The sequence below is a fragment of the Actinoallomurus sp. NPDC050550 genome (assembly GCF_040655075.1).
Lineage (GTDB): Bacteria > Actinomycetota > Actinomycetes > Streptosporangiales > Streptosporangiaceae > Actinoallomurus.
Map to the genome: position 1 here is coordinate 1 of NZ_JBFAJC010000152.1, position 1,332 is coordinate 1,332.

Sequence of the window (1,332 nt, forward strand, 5' to 3'; positions counted from 1 at the left end):
TGCTGATAACCGCCTGGGAAACTCCCACCGCCGCCACCGGACCCGTACCCGGCAGCCGTGATGCTCGCCTGCACCGCATTCTCGGTCGCGTCGGACGGATAGCCGGAGACCATGGCGCCCTCATAGAAGGTGCCCGCGCTGAGATTGGCGCCGCCGCCGGGCTTGCAGCAGTCACCGCCGCTGCCGAGCACGATGGCGCCCTGCTTCTTCATCGGGCTGTATCCGTTCGGAAGGCCGCCGTCCCACAGCGTGGTAAGACCGCCGGCCTGGGCGTCACTACCCTTGATCGCGAACCGCGAAGTGCCGTTGTTCTTCAGCATCGCCGTGACGTACCGGTTCGTGAACGCCCGCTGGTTCTGGTTCCACGACTGGCTGCCGCCGGGATACAGCCCCCACTCCAGGTCCGCCTGGACCCAGGGGCCGGAACCGGAGCAGCCGCCGAACCAGCAGGAGGTGCTGAAGTTGATCGCATCCATCGCTCCGGCGGCGTCCGCCTTGCGGTCGGTCTCGCTGTTGCCATAGTCGAAACAGCAGCCCCCGTTGACGTGCGTGCCGCTGGTCACCATGTACATGCCCTCGGGTGCGGTACCGGTCGGGACGTCGGTCAAATGGCCGTCCCTCCAGTAGCTGTTCCCGGGGTTGATGTACAGCGAGTAGGCCTTGCCGCCGCCGACCGTCAGCGACTCGGTGGTCGCCTTCGCAGGGCTGCTCTGGCTTGAGCCGGGAACCTCGCTCGATCCCTGGTACCACAGGTCGTTGCCGTGCCCGGACTGGTCGTAGACGACGGTGATGACGCAGGTCGTGCCGGCGCAGAAGGAGTCCTGGGCCGCGGCGTCGGCGAAGCCGCCCGCAGCCCGCACGCCGATGTTCCTCGTCGTGTTGTCCGACGAGCGCCGCACCTGGTAGAGGTTGCCGCTGTACGACCCGTACAGCGCGCGCACCGTGCTGTGAGCCGCGACGCACGGTGTGCCGCCGGAGGCGTAGATGTCACAGGGGCCCGCACCGGCCGCCGACGCCGACAGCCATGTCGGCGCTGTAGCGATCAGCAGGGCCAGCACCGCCACCAGCCGCGCGACAGTGACCGGCGACCGCCAGGTGCACGCCGCACGGCCCGGCACGGGAACGGATGAAGTGTGCAATGTTCTGCTCCTTGGATGGCCGGCGACGGGCGTACGCGCTTCGATCTGGTCGCCTCCGCCTGTGAACTTCCAGATCAAGGCCGACACCCGCCGCCGGTGAACGGGGGATCCGGGTCAGGCCGGGTCGTCAGCGGGGAGTGAAGTCCTGGTTGGAACCGGCCGCGTTCTTGCACGGCCACTGATCCAGCTGCTG

At 68.2% G+C, this 1,332-nt stretch carries 1 protein-coding gene; it reads right to left on the reverse strand.

Annotation, left to right across the window (positions count from 1 at the left end):
• Positions 1-1,139 (reverse strand): arabinofuranosidase catalytic domain-containing protein (locus tag AB0I04_RS55155; protein ID WP_360905084.1); only part of this gene is annotated, 1,139 nt, incomplete at its 3' end.
• Positions 1,140-1,332: the final 193 nt, after the last annotated feature.